We start from the raw sequence: 18,432 nt of genomic DNA, 5'->3' as shown, positions 1-18,432 counted from the left end.
AACCGGCCAGCATACCGAGGTCAAAACACGACATTTCTAAGTAGCCAGAACACGACATTTCTAAAAAGCTACTACAAGACTTTTTGGCGCCAAATTCCATTATGTCAAATATGGGGAAGCCACTAGTTGCTTCGAAAGCGGAAGCCCCGTCGAAGTGCTCGAGTACTCTTCCATTTCCATCGAATTCTCTCTGCACGCGGAGAGAAGACGGCCGTCGGCCCGCCGGGGCGTTCGCCTCTCGCGACGACAAATATAAGCGTTCACAGCGATTACGATTGATCAGTAGCACCTGAGGCCGAGCCCCCTCTACAGCAGCTGACAAAGTTCGTAGGTCTGCTAATGCTGGGCGCCTACGAACAATGAAGTTATACGGCCCCGTCGATTTCGGTCAACGGGAACGCCAGTCACTTCAGGGTGCCTTACAGTGACTCAGCCATTCATTGCATGTTCGCCGTCGCCTTGCGGAGTTTCGCGACGTCCGCCGCCTGCACGGCCGGCGCGCCGTTGTTCCAGCCGGCGCGCATGAAGGTCAGCACGTCGGCGATCTGCTGGTCGTTCAACTGGTTCGAGAACGCCGGCATCGGATAAGCGGACGGCACGCCATCGATCACGAGCGTCTCGCTGCCGTTCAGCGTCACGTTGATCAGCGACGCGGCATCGCCTTCGAGCACGTTCGGATTGCCGGCGAGCGGCGCGAGCAGCGGCGCGTAGCCGCGCCCGTCCGCGCCGTGGCAATGCAGGCAGTAAGCGTTATACACCTTCGCGCCCGGATCGGCTGCCGGCCGGCCCAGCGCGACCTGCGTCGCCTTCGGATCGTAGCTGTACGGCGGCGCCCCTGTGCCGCCTGCCGCCGGCAGCGATTTCAGGTAACGGGAGATTGCCGCCAGATCGTCGTCCGTGAGGGCCTGCGTGCTGTGGTTGATCACGCTCACCATCGAACCGAACGCGGTCGCATGGCGGTTCGCGCCGGTCTTCAGGAACTGCGCGACCTCGGCCTCGTTCCAGCGGCCGAGCCCCGTGTTGGGCTCGCCGGTCAGGTTCGATGCGAACCAGTTGTCGATCGGCGCACCCGACAGGAACGCCGCGCCGCCTTCGTCGAGCGCCTTCTCCTGGAAGCCGACGCCGCGCGGCGTGTGGCACGACCCGCAGTGCCCGAGCCCCTGCACGAGGTACGCGCCGCGGTTCCACATCGCGTCCTTGGCCGGCTTGTCGGCGTAAGGCGTCGTGTCGAGGAACACCATGTTCCACAACGCGAGCGGCCAGCGCATGTTGAGCGGCCACGGGATGTCGGACGGCCGGTTCGCCTGCTTCACCGGTTCGACGCCGTGCATGAAGTACGCGTACAGCGCCTTGACGTCCTCGTCCTTCAGCTTCGCGTACGACGGATACGGCATCGCCGGATACAGGTTGTGGCCGTCCTTCGCGACGCCCTTGCGCAACGCGCCGGCGAACTCGGCTTCCGTATAGCCGCCGATGCCCGTTTCCGGATCGGGCGTGATGTTGGTCGTGTAGATCGCGCCCATCGGCGTGACCATCTTCAGGCCGCCGGCGAACGGCGTGCCGCGCGGCGCGGTGTGGCACGCGACGCAGTCGCCCGCTTTCGCGAGGTATGCGCCGCGCGCGACGAGCGCGCTGTCGGCCGGTGCCGTCTGCGCCGTCTGCGCGGCCTGCGCGGCCGGGCCGGCCAGCATGGCGGACAGCGCGAGCAGCGATGCACGGAACGTATTCAGGGTGAGGTTTCGCATGATCGTCGCCTCCCCTCAAGCCGTCTTCAGCTGGTCGCCGACCGGCAGCTTGCGCAGCCGCTTGCCGGTCGCCGCGAAGATCGCGTTGGACAGCGCCGCCGCCGTCGCCGCCGTGCCCGGCTCGCCGATCCCGCCCGGCGCTTCGCCGCTCTTCACCAGATGGACCTCGATCGGCGGCGTCTCGTTGATCCGCATCACCCGGTAGTCGGTAAAGTTGCTCTGCATCACGCGGCCGTCCTCGATCGTGATCTCGCCGTACAGCGCGCCCGTGATCCCGAAGATGATGCCGCCCTGCACCTGCGCCTCGATCGTGTTCGGATTGACGACCATCCCGCAATCGACCGCGCACACGGCGCGCTTGACCTGCACCTCGCCGCCGTCCACCGCGACGTCGATGACGATCGAGAAGAAGCTGCCGAACGCGTGCATCACCGACACGCCCCGCCCCTGCCCCTTCGGCAACGACGCGCCCCAGCCGGCGGCCTTCGTCGCGACGTCGAGCACGTTGCGTGCGCGCGGCGTCTTGTCGAGCAGCGCGCGGCGATATTGCACGGGGTCGGTCTTGGTCTGCGCGGCGAGTTCGTCGATGAAGCTCTCGACGACGAACGTGCCCCGGGTCGGCCCGACGCCGCGCCAGAACGCGGTCGGCACGTGGCGCGGCTCCTGGCGCACGTAGTCGACGAGCTGGTTCGGCAGGTCGTACGGCAGTTCGGCCGCGACCTCGACCGCGTCGGGATCGACGCCGTTCTGGAATGCGGGCGGCGCGAAGCGTGCCATGATCGACGAACCGACGATTCGGTGCTGCCATGCGACGGGCTTGCCGTTCGCGTCGAGGCCGGCCGAAATCTTGTCGTAGTAGCACGGCCGGTACATGTCGTGCTGAACGTCTTCCTCGCGCGTCCAGATCACCTTCACCGGCGCGTTGACCTGCTTGCCGACCTTCACGGCCTGGCCGATCATGTCGGTCTCGAGCCGACGCCCGAAGCCGCCGCCGAGCAGATGGTTGTGCACGACGATCTTGTCGGGCGACAGGCCCGTGAGTTGCTGCGCTGTGTCAACCGCGCGCGTCGGCACCTGCGTGCCGACCCAGATCTCGCAGCCGTCGCCGCGCACATGCACCGTGCAGTTCACCGGCTCCATCGTCGCGTGCGCGAGCAACGGCTGTTCGTAGACGGCGTCGACACGCGTCTTCGCGTTCGCGAATGCCTTGCCGACGTCCCCTTCCTTGCGTGCGACCGCGCCCTTGCCGTTCGCCGCCGCCTGCGCGAGATCCGCGAACAGATCCTTGGTCGACACCTTCGCGCCCGCGCCCTCGTTCCACTTCACGACGAGTGCCGATGCGCCGCGCTTCGCGGCCCACGTGTGATCGCCGACCACCGCGACCGCGTTGTCGACGCGCACGACCTGGCGCACGCCGGGAATCTTTTTCGCGGCCGTATCGTCGACGCTCGCGACCGTGCCGCCGAATACCGGGCTGTTCACGATCACCGCGTACAGCATGCCGGGCAGGCGCACGTCGAGCCCGAACTGCGCGGTGCCGTCGACCTTCTCCGGCGAGTCGAGGCGCTTCGCGGGCGTGCCGATCAGCTTGAAATCCTCGGGCTTCTTCAGGACGACGTCCTTCGGCACCGGCAGTTTCGCCGCAGCGTCGGCCAACTGGCCGTACGATGCGCGCCGGCCGCTGGGCGGATGCTGCACTTCGCCGTTCGCCGCGCGGCAGGTGGCCGGATCGACGTTCCATTGTTTCGCGGCCGCCGAGACCAGCAGGGTGCGCGCGGTGGCGCCCGCGCGGCGCATCGGTTCCCACGCATAACGCACCGACGTCGAGCCGCCGGTGAGCTGGCCGCCGAGCAGCGGATCCATGAACAGTTTCTCGTTCGGCGGCGCGTGGTCGAGCGTCACGTTCGACAGCGGCACTTCGAGCTCCTCGGCGATCAGCATCGGCAGCGCCGTATAGACACCCTGCCCCATCTCGACTTTCGGCATCACCAGCGTGACCTTGCCGGCACGGTCGATCTGCACGAACGCGTTCGGCGCGAACACGCCGGGCTGCGCCGGTTCGGCCGCGTCACCGCCGATCACCGAGCGCCGCGCATCGTCGCCCGCCGCCGGCAGGCTGAAGCCGAGCAGCAATCCGCCGCCGGCCGCCGCGCCAAGCGACATGCCGAGTTTGAGGAACGAACGGCGCGACACGCCCGCGCCGACCCGACCTGCTTCGATCAATCCTCGCGACATGTCAGGCCTCCTTCGCGGCTTGCTTCACGGCCGCGCGAATCCGGTTGTACGTGCCGCAGCGGCAGATGTTGCCGGCCATTGCCGCGTCGATGTCGGCGTCGCTCGGGTTCGGGTTCGATGCGATCAGCGCGGTGGCCGCCATCACCTGCCCCGACTGGCAGTAGCCGCACTGGACGACGTCGAGCTCGCGCCATGCCTGCTGGACCTTGTGGCCGGCCGGCGTCGCGCCGACGGCTTCGATCGTCGTGATCTTGCGGCCCGCGACGGCCGCGACCGGCAGGACGCACGAACGCGCGGCGACGCCGTCGAGATGCACGGTGCACGCGCCGCATTGCGCGATTCCGCAGCCGAACTTGGTGCCGGTCAGGCCGACGACGTCGCGCAGTACCCAGAGCAAGGGCATATCGTCGGGGGCGTCGACCGTGCGGGTTTCGCCGTTGATGTTGAGGGTGACCATTCAGCCTCCAGGGCCGGTAATTGGGGAAGCGCCGCCGGCGCGCGCCTCTGTTGCTGCCACTGAGCGAGCCATCACTGCACGGCACGCTCCGAATAAGCCTGGCGTCCGCACCATATGTGCGTCAATACCACGACGCGCGACGCCACCGGCGAATATTTCGCGTATCACATACCCGGCGCGGACAGCCGCTGAAGCAGCAATGCCGGATCGCATCGATTCAGTCCGACATTGCCTGGCAAGCGCGTCCGCAGCGGTCAAGCAACCTCCGCGAGGGTGCGGACAATCTCATTGACGCTACTCGCGCCGTCGACCATAACCACCCGCGATTGGCGCGAATATCATGCCGAAAATCCGCCACCACCCATAGTCTCTACAACGACATTTACGGCTAGGATTTCGGACAAGCGGACGGGGCGCCCCCAACTTTGCCGACTCCGCTCGCTCCGCTTCTGGCACGGTAACCTTGTCACACCGGGCCTACATACCCACGTATAGTGGGACTCCCGCCTCGGACGTCGTACACTTTGCTCTCGAGTCAAGCAATGCTCCTCCCAGCGCGATCGACATCCGTATTTCGCACACTGTCCAGAATTCTCTTTCTACTTCAGCCATGCACGTACGCTCAAATGATGATGGTAAGCAAGGCGATACCAACCCACTGTCCAGCCCGGTTGCGATTGGTGACACCGATTACCAACGAGAGCGATACCCATTACTCAGCGAAGCGGAAATACACCGAATCACGCGATTCGGTGAAGTCCGCGAGTGGAACGACGGCGATCAGATCTTCCGTGTGGGCGAGCCGGGCTTCGGTATGTTCGTCATCCTTTCGGGCTCGATTCGCGTCACTCGCCGGGATGCACTGAACCGACAGATTGTTGTCAAAGAACTGGGGGATCATCATTTCGTCGCCGAGGTTGGCCAGATATCAGGAGCGAGATGCCTGGTTGATGGCGATGCCGCTGGCAACGTCCGCGCACTTCAAGTTACACCGGCCAGGCTGCGCGCATTGTTGATCGCAGAAGCAGAACTCGGCGAGCGCATCATGAGAGCCTTGATCCTGCGGCGAGCTGGACTCGTCGAAGGCGGCAGCGGCATCGTCATCGTCACGGAATCAAATTCGCCGACTCTCAATGCACTTCAGAACTTTCTCACACGGAACAGCATTCCCCACACCGTCGTCGATAGTACGGATCTCGAGATTGCGCGCTACGTCAATCAATACCCCACCGATTCCGAAAACTATCCGCTCATTATCTGCCCGGACGGAAAGGTTCTCTGCGCGCCAACCGAAACCGAACTGGCGACAGCGCTCGACCTCGTTCCCGATTTTGACGAAGCCGAAGTGTTCGATGTCGCGATCGTCGGCTCGGGCCCTGCCGGCCTCGCCACTGCGGTATATGCAGCATCGGAAGGCCTAGCTGCCGTCATTTTGGATAACCACGCACCAGGCGGACAGGCAGGCGCGAGCGCGCGTATCGAGAACTTCTTCGGTTTCCCGGCTGGTATATCAGGGTATGCATTGACCGCACGCGCATATATCCAGGCTCAGAAATTCGGTGCGCGCGTCGCGATCCCGGTGGATGTCGAAGCCCTGGAATGTGACACATCTCCATTTCGCCTCCGGCTCGGCAATAACGGCGCGGTGCGGGCCCATTCGGTCGTCATAGCTACAGGCGCGGCTTACCGCAAGCCTGCGATCGAAGGGATCGAGCGTTTTCAGGGGCGAGGCGTGTATTACTGGGCCTCGCCGGTAGAAGCCAAACTATGCGCGGGGAAAAATGTCGTACTTGTCGGCGCCGGAAACTCGGCCGGACAGGCGGCCGTCTATCTGTCATCGCACGCGAAACATGTCAGCATGCTTGTCCGGGGACCGAATCTATCCGACAGCATGTCGCGCTATCTCATCGATCGCATCGAATCACTGGACAACATTGACATTCACTTCAATACGCAGATTGCGTCGTTTCGCGGTGAGGATGAGCTGCAGGAGATCGAGATTACCGGCTCCGACGGAAAGCGCACATCGAAGAAAACCGAGCACGTCTTCCTGTTTATCGGGGCGACACCTAACACCTCGTGGCTTGATGGATGTGGAGTTACCGTCGACACATCTGGCTTTGTGCTAACGGGATCCGGCGTTTCCGCACAAGCTGGAGAGCATGAAACCAGTGTCCGTGGCGTATTTTGTGCCGGAGACGTGCGGCATGATTCCACCAAGCGCGTGGCGGCCGCTGTCGGCGATGGAGCAGCGGTCGTCTCGCAGCTTCACAAGTTTCTTGCCAGCATGACCGCATAAAACAGCGTCGATAACGGGCGCGGTAACGGTGATGCCACCATCACCCGAGACAGCGCCCAATGCAACCGGTCCGGCGCTGTCTAGACACACGAATTGTCGAGCGTCATCACCGTGCTCGAGCAACTTTCTCGCCCGTCTTCCGGATAGGTGACGGCAATGCAAGCAGCCGTCGTGGCCCGTTAACACACGACATTGACTCTTGCAGATACGTTGACTTCGCAACGGGCTCCGCCGCCGATAAGGCACAACACATCGACTTCCGTCTTTCACGCTTTCCATGGAAGCAGAAGCGCAGTACCGTCCGGCAAGAACACGTCACCCGGTCAGATTTCAAGCATCGCATGGAGAGCAGTCAGATCCAGTTCAACGTGCATGTCGGATTTCGCACGTCCGAGAACGAGGTGCTGTGCCCCTTCAGACTCCGCTGCAAACTGCGTTTTGCCGCGCGAAGCGTCCGTGCCCCAACACGACTGCAATGCGCGCGATTTTCCAATCTCCATCATTGATGGAGCAATCACATTCGCATTCCTCCAACGCAGCTGGATCTCGAGCCAGTCGATGAAAGCACGAATCGACCTCGGAATGTAGCGCTGGCCCACATAAAGGGCAAAGATCTGCAGCGATGTCGGACGATTTTCGGCTAAGAGACTCACCAAACGCCCATTGGCTATTTCGTTCACTACCATTCGGCCGCACACCTGTGCGATTCCGATACCTTCAACAGCGAACTGAACTGCCGAACGCGCATCACTCACGGAGATCCGCTCGGGAAATTTCAAGCTCACCTCGCATCCGTCCACGCAATATCTGAAGTCACGCACGGGGCCGAAACGGCGGGGGGAATAATGAATGATGTCGTGGCGATCCAAATCGCCAAGCTCATGCGGAATGCCGCGTCGGGACAGATAGGCCGGGCTCGCGACCGTCACTGCGTTGAAGTCGCCAATGCGTCGCCCGCGGAGCGACGAATCCGGCAGCGGCCCTACCGCGATCGCACAATCGATTCCGTGCTCGACCAGGCCGCCCGGATCGCCACCGATTTCTAGGCGAAGTTCCACTTCCGGAAACATCAGGCGAAACTCCGGGATCAGCGGCAACACTGTATGAGCGATCTCCTGATCGATGTCCACCGACAAGCGGCCACGCGCCACCTCCCGCGCGCCGGCGAGATGAGCCTTCACTTCTTCGATCTCGCCCAGCACCCGCTCGCAGTGCTCAAAATACTGCGCGCCCTCGGTAGTCAAGCGCACGCATCGCGTGGAGCGCTGCAACAGGGTCACGCCGAGATGATTCTCGAGATTGCGTACCAGGCGACTGGCCGTTCCGGCGCTGATGCCAAGCAGTTTTGCCGCTGCCGTGAAGCTTCCCACACGCACGATGTACGTGAAAATCGACATCGCCTGCAGTGTGATTTCCATGGTTTTCTCCGAACGAATTCTGAGGAATGGCAGTATCAAGCCCGTAAAAATCCAATCATCTCCTCACAATCCAATCGGTTTGGAATTTACGTCTGCTGATTCAATAACCGACGACCCATCTTGCTCACCCATCGGCATTTCAGGTCATCGGCAGGTCCCGGGCCGAACTCGATCATCGCCAGCATCCGGCCCAAGTTCTGCCTTACTTGCGTGTCGTGTTCTCGAAGAAAGTGAGCAGATCCGCATTGACCTGATCGGCGTGCGTGATCGCGATCCCGTGCGATCCGCCCGGATACACCTTCAGCGTCACATTCGGCGCAATCGCGGCCGTCCGGCGCGCCGACGCGTCGATCGGAACGATCTGGTCGTCGTCTCCGTGCAACACCAGTACCGGCACGTTGATCTTTCGAAGATCCTCGGTGTAATCCACTTCCGAGAACTCCCGGATACAGTCGAACTGGCCCTTGATCGAGCCCATCATGCCCTGCGACCAGAACGAATCTATCGTCCCCTGCGAAACCGTCGCACCCTCACGATTGAAGTTGTGGAACGGCACCGCCAGATCCCTGTAAAACTGCGAGCGGTTCTTCAAAACACCTTCGCGAATACCGTCGAACACTTCCATCGGCAAGCCACCCGGGTTCGCTTCCGTCTTCAGCATGATCGGCGGTACCGCACCGATCAGCACCACTTTCGCTACACGTGCCGTGCCGTGACGGCCGATGTAGTGCGCCACCTCGCCGCCACCCGTGGAATGGCCCACCAGCATCGCACCGCGCACGTCAAGGTGATCGAGCAGCGCAGCCAAATCGTCCGCATAGGTATCCATATCATTGCCGTCCCACGGCTGCGCCGAGCGACCATGTCCTCGACGGTCGTGCGCAATGACCCGGTAGCCGCGACCGCCGAAGAACAGCATTTGCGCATCCCATGCATCCGAAGTCAGCGGCCAGCCGTGCGAGAAAACAACGGGCGTGCCATGGCCCCAGTCCTTGTAGAAAATTTCGGTATCGTCACCCGACTTAAAGTAACTCATTGCGCAACTCCAAACTTGTCTTGAATTGAATACATGTTCGGCGTATCGGCGGACGGCGCGTAACGGCATCGGACCATGACACGCCATCCGACCGTACTTCCGTTAATTGTGCTTGATATCGAAACGATCGGCGTTCATCACCTTCGTCCACGCGGCAACGAAGTCACGCACGAACTTCTGCTGCGAATCCTCGCTGCCGTACACTTCCGACAGCGCGCGCAGTTGCGAATGCGAACCGAACACCAGGTCGACACGCGAGGCCAGCCACTTGAGCTCGCCCGTCGCACGATCCCGACCTTCATAGGCTTCGTTGGCCTCCGAGGTCGGCTTCCACTCCGTGCCCATGTCGAGCAGATTGCGGAAAAAGTCGTTGGTCAGCACTTCGCGACGGTCCGTGAACACGCCGTGCTTCGAATCGCCCACGTTCGTGCCGAGCACGCGCAGGCCACCGATCAGCACCGTCATCTCCGGCGCCGATAGCGAAAGCAGTTGCGCCTTGTCGATCAGCAACTTCTCTGCCGGGATCGTATATGCACCTTTCAGGTAGTTGCGGAAGCCGTCAGCGATCGGCTCGAGAACCGCCATCGAATCGACATCCGTCTGCTCGGCGCTTGCATCGCCGCGCCCCGGCGTGAACGGCACCGTGATCTCGACCCCGGCTGCTGCTGCGGCCTGCTCGACACCCGCATTCCCCGCGATCACGATCAGGTCGGCCAGCGAAACCTGCTTGCCGCCCGTGGCCGCACGGTTGAATTCCACCTGCAGCGCGCCCAGCACCTCCAGCACCGTGGCCAGTTGCGCCGGCCGGTTCACTTCCCAGTCCTTCTGTGGCGCGAGACGCACACGCGCGCCGTTCGCTCCGCCGCGCTTGTCCGAACCGCGGAACGTCGAAGCCGACGCCCACGCAGTGGAGACCAGTTCTGAGACCGACAGACCCGATGCGAGCACCTTGGCCTTCAGCGCGCTCACATCCTGTTCGTCTACCTGGGGATGATCCGGCATCGGAATCGGATCCTGCCACAGCAATTCCTCGCTGGGCACTTCCGGACCCAGATAACGCACGCGCGGCCCCATGTCACGGTGCGTCAGCTTGAACCACGCGCGCGCGAATGCCTCGGCGAACTCGTTCGGATTCTCGAAGAAGCGGCGCGAGATCTTCTCGTAAGTCGGGTCGGCACGCAGCGCAATATCCGAGGTCAGCATCGTCGGTACACGGCGTTTGCCCGGTTGAAACGGATCCGGCACACTGTCCGCACCGGCGCCGCCCTTCGGCTGCCACTGATGCGCGCCAGCCGGACTCTTCGTTAGCTCCCAGTCGTAGCCGAATAGATTCCAGAAGAAATTGTTGCTCCACTGCGTCGGCGTCGACGTCCAGATCACCTCGAGGCCGCTGCCGATCGCATCGCCCGCCTTGCCTGACCCGAACGAACTCTTCCAGCCCAGCCCCATCTGTTCGAGCGGTGCCGCTTCGGGCTCAGGCCCGACGTGCGACGCATCACCCGCACCGTGGGTCTTGCCGAACGTGTGGCCGCCCGCGATCAGGGCGACGGTTTCCTCATCGTTCATCGCCATGCGTGCGAAGGTCTCACGGATGTCGCGCGCCGACGCCAACGGGTCGGGGTTGCCGTTCGGGCCTTCCGGGTTCACATAGATCAACCCCATCTGCACTGCCGCCAGCGGCGTCTCGAGCTGACGATCGCCGCTGTAGCGCTTGTCGTCCAGCCAGGTCGATTCCATGCCCCAGTAAACGTCCTCGTCCGGCTCCCACGAGTCTTCCCGGCCGCCCGCGAAGCCGAACGTCTTGAAGCCCATCGATTCCAGCGCCACGTTGCCAGTCAGTACGATCAGGTCCGCCCACGAAATCTTGCGTCCGTATTTCTGCTTGACCGGCCAGATCAATCGCCGGGCCTTGTCCAGCCCGACGTTGTCCGGCCAACTATTCAGGGGTGCGAATCGCTGTTGACCTCGCCCTGCACCACCGCGGCCATCCCCCGTCCGGTATGTGCCGGCACTATGCCACGCCATGCGCACGAAAAACGGCCCGTAGTGACCGAAGTCCGCCGGCCACCAGTCCTGCGATGCCGTCATCAGCGCGCGCAGATCGGCCTTGACCGCAGCCAGATCCAGACTATTGAATGCTTCAGCATAATCAAAGCCCGGATCCATCGGATCCGCCTCGCTCGAATGCTGGTGCAAAATCTTGAGGTTCAACTGGTTCGGCCACCAGTCGCGGTTCGTCGTCCCGTTACGCTTTCCATGGTTAAACGGGCACTTTCCCTCATTCGACATCTGGATTCTCCTCGTGTTGCAAATACGCAATCTTCAGTAAATCAACGTATATCCGAGCGTTCACTGATCCCGGAACTCTTCACTGCAAATCTGCAAAGTAAAAAAATGGCGGAACACCTTCCGTAACGATCTTCCAGACGGCTTTGTTGCTCGCGACCATCTTGAGCGCAGGCCCGGCGTTCTCGGTGACCTCACTTGCATTCTTACTCATGGTCGTCCGGAACCTGCTCGCATCGATCAGATGCGGAACATCGATCGCGCGAATTTGAACTCCCAATTCGGCGAGAGCAAATAGGCTTCAGCAGCATGACGTCCAGTCGAGCCGGCTGGCCTATCGACACGAGTTGCCTTCCTGGCTTCAATCGCCCGTGGCACGTCGACGCACAAACGTTTCCGTACGGGACAACACGCCCCGTCGGACGAGCTATATCGCTCCCTACCGATTCAAAGGAGTTCGATGTTCTCCAGATCAATTGATACGACCAGTGGTTCGGAAATCGAAGTACCGTCAGGCATGCGCGGATAAATCCGACGACGCATCGGAACTCGGATGCCGGAGACGGTCACATAGTCGCTCACGTAGTGCGCGCCAGGCGTGTTTCCGGCAATCTCTACGTCATAATCCAAACGGCGAATCAAGTTGTCGGGCCCGACATACATTGCCTGCACCTTGCTGAATACTTCGAGCGTCGCGGGGTACACTACACGGATCTTCCGCCACCATTCACCTTGCTCCGACCACGGTCCGACGTCTTCACATTCGACACCATCGAAAGCAAGCAGGAACGGAGAATTCAGATACGTCCACATCGCACATCCGGCAAAAAAGGCCAACTGCAACGCATTCCACGGCGTCTCCAGCGTGTGGCCAGCGAACAATTCGCGCGGCTGCGCCTGGGCTTCAATGACGCGCCCCGAGTCGTCGAGGAGCGCAATGCGATCACCAGTGAACTCGCTTCGCGCGGCCACCGTCGCGAACGGTGCATGCGATGCCCACTGGCGATCCGTTGCAACCGAGACACGCGTGCGATCCAGCACGCCGCTCTGCCCTTTCAATCCCCACAGCGCGCCGCCCTGAATCAGATCGGCACGGACCTCCCGAAATGTCCGCCATTGCTCGATCCCGCCATGCGCATCGATAATGCTTTGAGCGACTTTATTCATTTCTTCACCCCAAAGTTTAAATAGTTCATAGACGGAATCGTTCAGAACCCCACATCAATTCAAAAACTGATATCGCAACCAATCCATGCCAGATCTAGTTTGAGCACCTCGATAAACGGATAAATCCCAAAAAAAGCAAATAGGCCACTGAAGAGTACGACATTCGATATAACCAATACGCATCTAAATACTATAAATCAGACATGCTAGACGAAATCTTTATATCGATAAAAAAATGAGACAATATACTTCTCCAGCAAATCCAACACACGGACGATGTGATATTTTTATTCACGATTTGCAACGCAGACAGACTGTGAGCCTGCGATCTCAGTCGTGCGATTGATTGATCCTAATCGGCAGTTCATTCGCCTGCACGTCGACGCGCCGAAATCGCATTCAGGGGCCAGTAGGTGCTTGATACCGATACGTGACTGCCTCGGCAAGCGAACGATGAGGTAGCCACTTGCCCCCCATTCTCGGCCATGCGTACGAACTCTCTGCACGCCTTCACTACGGACCTTCATCCCCGTGCTGTCGACCGCCGGATCAATCGGCTCGGTGCTTTGAAAAAGCTTCTGTTGAACCTCGTTCTTTTGCGACCAACAGCAGAGCACCGTGTAGCTCGGCCCGGGCAGGGTGATAGAGAAATCCAGATCACGAAGACTCCGCGCGGAACCCTGCAAAACACTCAGCGGCAAGCTGAGCACGGCCTTCAGACCAGACAATGCCCCAATAGGTGCATCGTCGCGCAGGCGTGTGCAATCACGCTTCAGTTCGGCATCGGCCGCACTCGCAATGGCGATTTCGTCGTCTCGCATCGTACCGATATCTCTGTTGATCAGTCCGGCGTTGCAGCCCACTCGGTTCCCGGCGCGATATCGCACCCTTGAATCTCGCGTGTTGCTTGCGTGCCTGCTCATCTTTCTGACAAAAAATCGATAACTTATGAAAGAGCACGAACTGTTGTCACGCGGTTCATGGTGCACCGTCGCACGTAACCTTCTTCATGCCCAACCTGACTGATGCTGCATTGCCGCGGCTCCTATGATCAACGCTGCTTACCAATTCTCAAAGGACATTTATGAGTATGATTTGAGACAAACATCGACCCTGTCCTACGCGTCACATTGAGTCTACAAATAGCCCTATTTTGGTGCGGCACCATCAGAACGCATCCATCTACCGAAGCACGGCCTTTCCATATGTTGGGATATGACGACGAGATGTCGGCGCACAACGTTCCGTGGTCAATTCCCACAATAAAATTCTGGTCCCTACACAAATGATCGTCACCTTATAAAAATAATTTCGGATCCCTGCATTACTTCACTACACCCCCTATAATTCACCATTTTGATGAGAGACTTGGTGGGCAAAATGCATCGAATTGGTTTTCTCCTGACGGAAGGTTTCCAGGTGATGGCAATCGGGACTCAGGCTGTGTTCGAGATTGCGAACGTCGTAGCAAAAGAGCAGATTTACCATCTAACGAATGTTTCCGTCGCCGGCGGGCCGGTTCGTTCGTCGCTCGGTCTTTCGGTTCTGACTGAACCCGCAAACACGGCCGCTGCAGCCGATACATGGATGATCGGAGGTGTGATTAATCCGGGCACCCGGACCTCATCGGCCGCCGAACTTCAATTCATCAAAGAGATTAGCAGCAGTGCCCGGCGCGTGGCCGGGCTATGTACAGGTGCATTCATCCTCGGCGAGGCGGGCCTGCTCAATGGAAGACGTGCCACAACCCACTGGGCCTATGCAGACGAACTGCAACGGCGCTTGCCGCTTGCCCAAGTCGTGCGCGACTGGATCTTTATTACCGATGGCCCGATTTGGACGTCCGCCGGGCTGACTGCAGCCATGGATCTCGCGCTCGGTATGGTGGAAGAAGATATCGGCCCCGAGTTTGCGAACTCGGTTGCGCGTGCACTCGTGATGAATCAACGACGTTCGGGCCGGCAATCGCAACAATCCGAGTTGCTGGCACTAGCTCCCAAGTCCGACCGGATACAACTCGCGCTCGAATACGCTCGCGCCAATCTGGCAGGGCCCTTGCGCGTCAGCGATCTCGCACGAGCCGCACATATCAGCACTCGGCAATTCGCGCGCATCTTCCTCGCGGAGACTGGCGAGTCTCCTGCCAACGCGATCAAGCGGCTGCGACTCGAAGCGGCAAGGGTCCTGATCGAGCGCGGCCGGCATACGCTCGATACCATTGCACGCGAAACGGGATTTCGCGACCGCAATCACCTCCGCGAAGCGTTCGTTCGCAGTTACGGCCTGACTCCTCAGGCGGTGAGAAGATCCGTTCGCAATTCGATCGAAGATCAGCCCGAGGAACTAAGCGAAGCTGCCTGACGAACTGGCACGCGCGGGACGAGTAATTGATCTCGCGTTCTCGGCCGATCAACCACCATGAGCGGCGTTGATCCTGTCCTCACCACGCCCAATCGAGTCGCCAATCTGGCAACGTCAAGCCGCCCTCGACGAACGACACGCAATAGCCCGGTGCCACGCTTGTGTCGCGCGGAGATATGACGACATTGCCGATCACGATTTCCGTCGCGGACATCGGTCTTCGACCGACAAATGACCGCGAACGCCGAGCGTCAAGGTGGACACACCCACTGATCGGAAAAGTCGACGCCACCTGAACCTGCATCGCGATGCCAATCATTAGCATCACCTGATAGTTCAAGGGCGCCGCCTCAGACATCAAACGAAAGAAGCTGTCGATATCATCATTCGATTCGATCGTCAGCGATTCGGCTTCGGCATGTGCTCGCCAATTGCACAGTCCAGCAGCTCAAACATCAGCCGCACATGCCGCAGGCACCGGAACGTCGATTGCGTGGTCGCGCCCGGCACACTGTCGACAGTCCGATCGACGACGAATGACATTCCTGCGGAGCATCGAGTTCCTGTCCAGTAGCGGATGCCCTACTTCAACGCGGGGAAATCCACGACCGTGTCATTCACTCGATTGAATACGTTCGTGAACGTGATGAGCGCGATGGCCAGAGCAACATCAACGACGGACTCGTCCGAGTATCCTGCTGACCGGAAAGCCTCCAATTCCTCTGAAGCAATTGTTCCGCGGCTTTCCTGAAGAACCCGAATGAACCGAATCAGCGCATCGCGACGTGCGTCACCAGTGGGCTCCAGGGCCCTAATCGCGCGCACGGAATCGACCGCGATACCGGATGCCTTGCTGGCCAGGCTATGTGCTGCCACGCAGTAGTCGCAACCGGAAATGGCGCTGACCACGAGTTTGATCGTTTCGCAATCCTGTGCGGACAGCGAGCCCTTCGAGAGCACCGCGTCGGCGGAAAGAATCGCCTGCAGCGCAGGCGTATTCAGAGCACCGATGGCCGCATAAGCGTTCGGAACCATGCCCACCGCCTTGCGGATGGTGGCAAAAACGTCGGCGGTCGCGCCAGTGGCCGCAGCAGCGGCAGGCGTATTGATCCGGGCAGTCATTTGGTCAGCTCCATTTGAGGTTGTCTTCGCGGGCGAGCCATTCGCCATCGAAATTTGATAGAAGTCTTGTTGATTGAATCGGTCAGGCACCGAGGGCACCGTACAAGCATCGTCCAGTTTCAGGCACGGGCGTTTCTGCTAAGGACCGCGTTGAGAGCCAAGGCGATCAGTTCGGCCAGCGCCGCCACGGCTCCGATGCCCCAGACAGCGCCTGAGCTCAACACTGCGGCGCCCAAGGTACTGCCGACAGAAAAACCGAAGTACATGGTGGACGTATTGAGCGCGAGGGCAACCGGCGCTTGCGCCGGCGCGCCGGCCGCGATGAGCCGCGACATCTGGGCCGGGAAGTACGACCAGACAGTAAAGCCCCAGACAGCGACTGCAACAAGCACCGGAACCAGGGCAACCTGCGGCGGCAGACGCGAGGCGATAGCCAGCGCCAGGAACGACAGGCCCAGCAGCATCAGCGATCCGTGCACCACCCGATTGGCCCCGAAGCGGTCATTGAACACACCTCCAGTCATCACCCCTGCTGCCGCAGAAAGCCCCCATAGAGAAACCGTCGCCGTGATTGCATTCGGGCCGAAAGCAAGGACGGCATCCAGGTATTCCGCGATGTACGGATAGGCAGCAAAGGCGCCGATCGACCAGAACAGGCTGACTCCAAGCAAGCGCTGAATCGGAGCCTGGCGGATCACGGACACACGTTCGCGCAGGCTCGCCACGGCAACTCCCTCTCCGGCGTCGCGGGCAATACCCGCGAAGATGCCCGCAATGGCGATGACGCTCATTGCGCCGACCAGCAGAAAGGTCGCACGCCAACCGAAAGCGTGACCGATCATCCCGCCTAGCGGCAGTCCGAGTGCGATGGCCAATGTCTGGCCCGCGCTGACGATGGCGAGTGCGCGGCCTCGCATGCTCGGCGGCACGATGACACCGGCGAGCCCATTGGCCGCTGGTACATACAGGCCTGCAGCGATAGCCATCAATACCCGTGCTCCGATCAGCAAGGCGAACGATGCGGACACCGCCGCCGTCACGTTGCCGATGGCGAACAGCGACATGGCTGCGAGCAAGACCCACTTGCGCGCCATCCGGCCGGTGGCAACCGTGGAGATCGGTGATGACAGCGCCAACACAAGGGTGAAGACGATGACGAGCACCGCAACGGTCGGGACCGGCAAACCGAAGTCCTTGGCCATGACCGGCAGCAGCGGCGCAATCATAAAGCCCTCGGTGCCGATGGCGAACGTTCCGAGGGCAAGGAACCCGGCCGGCATGAGCGCGGCTCGGGAGTTCACGGCGAGCGACACGTTCATGACGCGAGTCTCGTTGATGTGGGTCCGCACCCGTGCGGACTCAATGGTATGGCCGGATGCGTCAGACCGGGATAGGGTTCGCGGCGATCTCGGCGTTGAAGCCATCGATCAGCGCGTGTTCGCCCAGGCCGGGATTGTCGCGCAGCGCGCGAATCGCCTCGACAAAGACTTCGGGCTCTTCGGTCGCCAGGCCCTTCATCGTTTCTGCGATGAATGCATCGAGCGGCATGGCGCGCGGGTCGCCACTCTTCTTGATGAGGTCGGTGTCGACCCACGGAGGCGCGATTTCCTGCACGGACACGCTCGTGCCCTTGAGCATGAAGCGTTGCGACAATGCATACGAATGCAGCGCCGCCTTCGAGGCTGAATAGACCGCGTTGGTCGCGATCGGCACATAGGCCAACACCGAGGTGTTGTAGATGATCGTCGCGCGAGGCTGCGCCTTGAGGTGCTCGATCAACGCCGAGGTCAGACGAATCGGACCCAGCAGATTCGTGTCGAGGATTTGGCGGGAGACGGTATCATCGATCCGGCCGGAAGGATCATCAAACGGCATGATCCCGGCATTGTTGATCAACACGTTCAGCGACGGATAGTCGCGAATCACCTGCGCTGCGACGCGGTCGATGTCGGCCGCATCCGAAATGTCCAGCGCCACACCTTCCATGCCCGGATTGGCTGTCGTGACCTCATCGAGCAGAGCCTTGCGGCGCCCGGCGATGATGACCTTGTTGCCTAGTGCGTGAAACTGCTCGGCCAGCGCGCGACCAATGCCGGAAGTGCCGCCCGTGATGAAAATGGTATTGCCCGTCATCTGCATGATTCTTCATTTCCCTTGCGCCACCATGGCGCTTTCGATGTATGAACTATGCGCGAGTTGGGTTGCACCTCAAATGACATATAAACGGCGATAACAGTCATGCAAGACTCGTGACGGGAACGAATACCCGGTCGTCAGCTGGTTCCCATGAGAATCCTGCGCTCTCC

14 protein-coding genes are annotated in these 18,432 nt (G+C 60.7%); 2 read left to right on the top strand and 12 right to left on the bottom strand.

Annotation, left to right across the window (positions count from 1 at the left end; genetic code table 11):
- Positions 1–437: 437 nt before the first annotated feature.
- The 3 genes from DIE16_RS28950 to DIE16_RS28940 are packed head-to-tail and all read right to left on the bottom strand — an operon-like array spanning position 438 to position 4,437.
- Positions 438–1,745: a cytochrome c gene (locus DIE16_RS28950; RefSeq protein ID WP_124893901.1), complete on the bottom strand. Its 1,308-nt coding sequence runs from the start codon at positions 1,743–1,745 to the stop codon at positions 438–440.
- Between the two features lie 15 nt (positions 1,746–1,760).
- Positions 1,761–3,980, bottom strand: coding sequence for a xanthine dehydrogenase family protein molybdopterin-binding subunit (locus DIE16_RS28945; RefSeq protein WP_124893900.1), 2,220 nt, complete (start codon positions 3,978–3,980; stop codon positions 1,761–1,763).
- Between the two features lies 1 nt (position 3,981).
- Positions 3,982–4,437 carry a (2Fe-2S)-binding protein gene (locus DIE16_RS28940; RefSeq protein ID WP_021162722.1) on the bottom strand — a complete coding sequence of 152 codons (456 nt, stop codon included), beginning with the start codon at positions 4,435–4,437 and terminating at the stop codon, positions 3,982–3,984.
- Between the two features lie 610 nt (positions 4,438–5,047).
- Here DIE16_RS28940 and DIE16_RS28935 point away from each other — a divergent pair.
- A complete protein-coding gene (locus tag DIE16_RS28935) occupies positions 5,048–6,736 on the top strand; it encodes an FAD-dependent oxidoreductase (protein WP_124893899.1) in 1,689 nt (562 codons plus the stop codon).
- A gap of 323 nt (positions 6,737–7,059) precedes the next feature.
- Here DIE16_RS28935 and DIE16_RS28930 read toward each other — a convergent pair whose 3' ends face one another.
- The 6 genes from DIE16_RS28930 to DIE16_RS28910 form a co-directional block, all read right to left on the bottom strand.
- Positions 7,060–8,154: a LysR family transcriptional regulator gene (locus DIE16_RS28930; RefSeq protein ID WP_124893898.1), complete on the bottom strand. Its 1,095-nt coding sequence runs from the start codon at positions 8,152–8,154 to the stop codon at positions 7,060–7,062.
- Between the two features lie 202 nt (positions 8,155–8,356).
- Positions 8,357–9,190: an alpha/beta fold hydrolase gene (locus tag DIE16_RS28925; protein ID WP_124893897.1), complete on the bottom strand. Its 834-nt coding sequence runs from the start codon at positions 9,188–9,190 to the stop codon at positions 8,357–8,359.
- A 102-nt stretch (positions 9,191–9,292) separates the two neighbouring features.
- Positions 9,293–11,479 carry a catalase/peroxidase HPI gene (gene katG / locus DIE16_RS28920; RefSeq protein ID WP_124893896.1) on the bottom strand — a complete coding sequence of 729 codons (2,187 nt, stop codon included), beginning with the start codon at positions 11,477–11,479 and terminating at the stop codon, positions 9,293–9,295.
- Positions 11,480–11,558: 79 nt separating this feature from the next.
- Complete coding sequence (locus DIE16_RS37315; RefSeq protein ID WP_260434466.1) at positions 11,559–11,690, bottom strand: hypothetical protein; 132 nt, start codon at positions 11,688–11,690, stop codon at positions 11,559–11,561.
- A 233-nt stretch (positions 11,691–11,923) separates the two neighbouring features.
- Positions 11,924–12,643: a hypothetical protein gene (locus DIE16_RS28915; protein ID WP_124893895.1), complete on the bottom strand. Its 720-nt coding sequence runs from the start codon at positions 12,641–12,643 to the stop codon at positions 11,924–11,926.
- Between the two features lie 287 nt (positions 12,644–12,930).
- Positions 12,931–13,464, bottom strand: a complete 534-nt coding sequence (locus DIE16_RS28910) for a transposase (RefSeq protein ID WP_185735529.1) — start codon at positions 13,462–13,464, stop codon at positions 12,931–12,933.
- A gap of 559 nt (positions 13,465–14,023) precedes the next feature.
- On the opposite strand from DIE16_RS28910, the gene DIE16_RS28905 reads away from it, so the two are divergent.
- Positions 14,024–15,004, top strand: a complete 981-nt coding sequence (locus DIE16_RS28905) for a GlxA family transcriptional regulator (RefSeq protein ID WP_185735530.1) — start codon at positions 14,024–14,026, stop codon at positions 15,002–15,004.
- A 582-nt stretch (positions 15,005–15,586) separates the two neighbouring features.
- On the opposite strand, the gene DIE16_RS28895 is transcribed toward DIE16_RS28905, so the two are convergent.
- From DIE16_RS28895 to DIE16_RS28885, 3 genes are all read right to left on the bottom strand, one after another.
- A complete protein-coding gene (locus tag DIE16_RS28895) occupies positions 15,587–16,126 on the bottom strand; it encodes a carboxymuconolactone decarboxylase family protein (protein ID WP_124893892.1) in 540 nt (179 codons plus the stop codon).
- Positions 16,127–16,245: 119 nt separating this feature from the next.
- A complete protein-coding gene (locus tag DIE16_RS28890; RefSeq protein ID WP_011694847.1) occupies positions 16,246–17,445 on the bottom strand; it encodes an MFS transporter in 1,200 nt (399 codons plus the stop codon).
- 61 nt (positions 17,446–17,506) lie between these two features.
- Complete coding sequence (locus DIE16_RS28885) at positions 17,507–18,265, bottom strand: SDR family oxidoreductase (RefSeq protein WP_124893891.1); 759 nt, start codon at positions 18,263–18,265, stop codon at positions 17,507–17,509.
- Between the last annotated feature and the right edge of the window lie 167 nt (positions 18,266–18,432).

Origin of the sequence: Burkholderia sp. Bp9090 (genome assembly GCF_003857985.1) — a bacterium.
Taxonomy (GTDB): Bacteria; Pseudomonadota; Gammaproteobacteria; order Burkholderiales; family Burkholderiaceae; genus Burkholderia.
Note: the sequence above shows the minus strand (reverse complement) of the source record. Positions and strands in the feature narration are given on the sequence as shown.